The organism is Microbacterium umsixpiens (assembly GCF_053543675.1).
In genome coordinates this window covers 4,095-7,922 of the sequence record NZ_JBLVOH010000129.1, presented here as the reverse complement: position 1 = coordinate 7,922, position 3,828 = coordinate 4,095, and the positions used below count along the sequence as shown (strand labels likewise).

General features: G+C 68.1%; 7 protein-coding genes. 3 read left to right on the top strand and 4 right to left on the bottom strand.

The features are described 5' to 3' along the window. Positions 1-652, bottom strand: a 652-nt coding sequence (locus ACNPM4_RS12920) for an arsenic resistance protein (RefSeq protein WP_448985934.1), incomplete at its 3' end; no start/stop codon positions are given. A gap of 231 nt (positions 653-883) precedes the next feature. Between ACNPM4_RS12920 and ACNPM4_RS12915 the strand changes: the two genes are divergently transcribed. Beyond that, complete coding sequence (locus ACNPM4_RS12915; protein ID WP_448985933.1) at positions 884-1,636, top strand: SDR family NAD(P)-dependent oxidoreductase; 753 nt, start codon at positions 884-886, stop codon at positions 1,634-1,636. 147 nt (positions 1,637-1,783) lie between these two features. On the opposite strand, the gene ACNPM4_RS12910 is transcribed toward ACNPM4_RS12915, so the two are convergent. Beyond that, positions 1,784-2,110: a DUF7882 family protein gene (locus tag ACNPM4_RS12910; RefSeq protein ID WP_029264028.1), complete on the bottom strand. Its 327-nt coding sequence runs from the start codon at positions 2,108-2,110 to the stop codon at positions 1,784-1,786. 111 nt (positions 2,111-2,221) lie between these two features. Further along, positions 2,222-2,680: a MarR family winged helix-turn-helix transcriptional regulator gene (locus tag ACNPM4_RS12905; RefSeq protein WP_448985932.1), complete on the bottom strand. Its 459-nt coding sequence runs from the start codon at positions 2,678-2,680 to the stop codon at positions 2,222-2,224. 129 nt (positions 2,681-2,809) lie between these two features. Between ACNPM4_RS12905 and ACNPM4_RS12900 the strand changes: the two genes are divergently transcribed. After that, positions 2,810-3,052, top strand: a complete 243-nt coding sequence (locus ACNPM4_RS12900; RefSeq protein ID WP_091033026.1) for a hypothetical protein — start codon at positions 2,810-2,812, stop codon at positions 3,050-3,052. Continuing rightward, complete coding sequence (locus ACNPM4_RS12895; protein WP_029264025.1) at positions 3,052-3,603, top strand: MarR family winged helix-turn-helix transcriptional regulator; 552 nt, start codon at positions 3,052-3,054, stop codon at positions 3,601-3,603. Before ACNPM4_RS12900 ends, ACNPM4_RS12895 begins: the two co-directional genes overlap by 1 nt. Positions 3,604-3,607: 4 nt before the next feature. Here the strand turns inward: ACNPM4_RS12895 and ACNPM4_RS12890 are convergent. Continuing rightward, on the bottom strand, positions 3,608-3,828 hold a 221-nt coding region (locus ACNPM4_RS12890), incomplete at its 5' end, for a transcriptional regulator (RefSeq protein ID WP_448985931.1).

Genomic DNA, 3,828 nt, shown 5'->3' with positions numbered 1-3,828 from the left:
ACGCGACGACGACCGCGAGCGTGAGCATCATCAGCGGCACCATCGCGCTCTGGGCCGCGTCGCTCAGAGCTCGCCCCGCGCGCGTGCGCGACGCCGCGTACTGGGTGAGGCCTGCAGCCGCGAGGGGCAGCACGATCAGCAGGAGGAACGCGTCGAGGAACGGGGCGAGGTCGACGACGTCGATCAACTCGGGGCCGACGAAGAGCCACAGATACAGGGGCAACAGCAGCATCTGACCCAGCATCAGGATCGGCGCAGCCGCGAGCAGCCGCTCCTTCGCCCCTCCGGCGAGCCCGGTGAACACGATCACGTAATCAACGCACGGCGTCAGCAGGACGAGCAGCACGCCGATCAGCAGCGCCTGATCGTGGGCGACGAAACGGGACAGGCCGAACACGATCACGGGCACGATCACGAAGTTCACGACCAGCAGCACGGCGAGGAATCGGACGTCGCGGAATGCGCGTCCGATCGACGAGAACGGGACGCCGAGGAACGTCGCGTACAGCAGCAGCCCGAGGACGGGGGTGATCGCGAGCTCCAGCGGATGCGCGACGGCGGGCGCCCGGAGGCCCACGACGACACCGATCACGATCGCCGCGAGATAGAGGACGATCTGGTGTCGCTCCCCCCAGGCGACGATTACGCTCACGCCCCCAGCATGCCGGGCGATCGGGAGCCGCGCGAATCGGATGCCGGGGAAAGGTCAGACCCGCTCGCGGATCGCCGTGACCTCGTCCGCACTCTGACCCGCGCACTCGCGGCCCCGTCCCACATTCATTCACCTGAATCCATCACCGATATTCAGGCGTAGGCTGGAGAGAAGGACGGACCGTCCGAGAAGATCTCCCGGCCCCGTGCCCGCCCGGAAGTGGAGTCCCTCGTGGCTCAGTACGACGTCTCGAACCGCTCGGCGATCGTGACGGGAGCAGGCAGCGGAATCGGCCGCTCCACCGCTCTCCTGCTGGCGAAGAACGGCGCATCGGTCGTGGTCAACGACCTGAACGCCGAGCACGCGAACGCGGTCGTCGAAGAGATCCGCGCGGCCGGCGGCATCGCCGAGGCCTCGATCGGCGATGCGACGGATGCGGCGTGGATCGCCTCTTCGGTAGAACTCGCGAACTCCCTCGCCCCGCTGCGCATCGGTGTCAACAACGCCGGCATCGGCGGCGCATCCGCTCCCACCGCGGAGTACGAGGACGAGGCCTGGGACAAGGTCATCGCCATCAACCTCAACGCGGTGTTCCGCAACATGAAGGCGCAGATCCCGTCGATCCTCGCGAACGGCGGCGGATCGGTCGTGAACATCGCGTCGATCCTGGGCAGCGTCGGCTTCGCCGGATCCCCCGCCTACGTCACGGCCAAGCACGGCGTGGTCGGCATGACCAAGTCGGCCGCGCTCGAGTACTCGGCGCAGGGCGTGCGCGTGAACTCGGTGGGCCCCGGCTTCATCGACACCCCGCTGCTGGCGAACATGGGCGACGAGGCGAAGGACTTCCTGGTCTCGAAGCACCCGATCGGACGCCTGGGCCAGGCCGACGAGGTCGCGAACCTCATCGTGTTCCTCGCCAGCGACGCCGCGAGCTTCGTCACCGGCAGCTACCACCTGGTCGACGGCGGATACACCGCGCTCTGATCGAATGGCATCCGGTCCCGGGACCCGATTCCCGGTGACCGGATGCCATCCACAGCGACGTACCCCCCGAAACGTCGCTGTGCACCTCCCGCCCGCGGGCCGCACCGCTTTGCCCAGGATGCGCCGGCGAGGGAGGCGAGTCTGCAGTCAGGCGACCGCGTGCATGGTCGGGAGCGCGGACCACAGCGGCGCGAAGTCGATGTCTGTGAGGTCCAGCCCCCCGGCCGTGCTCGCCGCGGCCATCATCTTGACCAGCATCGGCCGCTCGAGCTCGACGTCCTCATCGAGCGTGAAGCGCACCGGGATCGACGCGTGCATCCACAGCGTCTCGGTGGCCGCACCCGCCGTGCGCAGCGTGAGCGGAAACGACTCGCCGCGGCGCAGCTTGGTGACGGTGACGAGCCTCAGGTGCGCGAGCACCCGATCGTCCACCTCCACGATCTGCGAATCACCGGCGTAGCTGAGCTGACCCATGGCACCCCCTCGAGAACTATCTTCATCAATTAGATTACTAGTTTAACTAGCTAAATGGTAGTCGAGGGTTTTGAGACCTCGCTCCGGGAGGTGACGCGTCCGAGGCCGGCGCTAGTTCGGAGAGGATTCGGCGAGGTCGGAGACTTCCTCCGTGAGGCGCCGAAGGAAGCGGGAGATCGCGGCGAGCTGCTCCGCCGTGAACTCGCTCTCGATGTCGGCGACCCGACGGGAGATCTCGTCCGCGGGGGAATGCAGATCACGCAACGACGGGCGGAGGATCTTCGACCGTGCGTCATCCGGGTGCACGGAGACGACGATGTGCCCGCGTGCGGTGAGCCGGCGGATCAAGGCGGTGACCGCTGCGGTGCTCACCCCCAGATGCTGGGCGAGATCGCCGGGCGTGATCGGCCGGTCAAGGGGCGCATCCGCGATGAAGCCCATGGCAGCACGGTCGGTCTCATTGGGCTGACGCTCGGCCGCGAGACGGCGTCCGAGCCTGGCGTCGACGCGGCGCAGAGCCTCGACTTCGCGCGCGAGTTCCCGCGTCGCGATCTCCAGCTTCGCCCCCATCACACCCTCGCCTTCCCCTGGCGGCCCATGTTACCTCGATCGCCTGATTACCGGTTCGTCTAGCGAAATCGGTCGATCATCAGGGGCTTCCGACGATGAGAGGATGGAATCACGACGAGAAGGGACGTCATGGTCGAGCCCATAGACCTCACGGACGAGCGGTACATCGGCTTCGCCGACCTGCTCGATCACCTCCACGCGCAGTTCCCCACCGTCGCCCGGGATCGCATCGCGCGCATCATCGAGGCCGAGAACGACGCCATCACCGGCGGCTTCCTCCTCGTCGTCCCCGCCGAGGTGGCGACCGGCGCGATCGAGATGCTCGAACTCAGCACGGCACGCACCCTCGACGACGGAGAGGGGGTGGCGTGATGGCCGAACCTCAGGACCACGCCCGCTCCGGATACTGGTACCCCGACGGCGAGAGCACGAGCACCATCGACGTGCTGAACATGCTGCGCCGCTACCGCGCAGCGGAGACCGCGATGCGTGAGCGCACTCGCATCTCCATGGGCATGAACGAGACCGACCTCATGGCCCTGCGATTCCTCCTGCGGGAGCAGCGGGCCGGCAGGATCGTGCGCGCGATCGACATCGCCCGGATGCTCAACATCTCGACCGCATCGACCACGACGCTCATCGACCGCCTCGAGAAGGGCGGTCATGTCCGCCGTGAGGCGCACCCCACCGACCGCCGGGCAGGGGTCGTCGTCCCGACCGTCAGCAGCGATGAAGAGGTGCGCGCCACGCTGGGGGCGATGCACCACCGCATGCTCACGCTCGTCGACGAGCTCTCCGACCAGGAGCGGGCCGTCGTCACCCGGTTCCTCGCCGGGATGACGGCTGCGATCGAAGAGGCATCCGACCTCGACGAGGAGCTGCGCGACGTGATCCGCGACCAGGCGGGGCCCGAAGCGGAGTGAAGGCCTACAGGCCTTCCGCGATCTCCTTGATCGCGGCGAGGCGGCGGTCCCACTCGCGTCCGATCACGTCGAGCTTCGCCGCGGTGGCGGAGAGCTCGGCGCCGACGACGCGGAAGCGCACCTCCCGTCCGACGCGCACGGACTCGACCAGGCCGACCTCCTGCAGGACGGCGAGGTGCTTCGCGATCGCCTGCCGCGACACCGGAAGGCGCCCGGCGAGGGCGG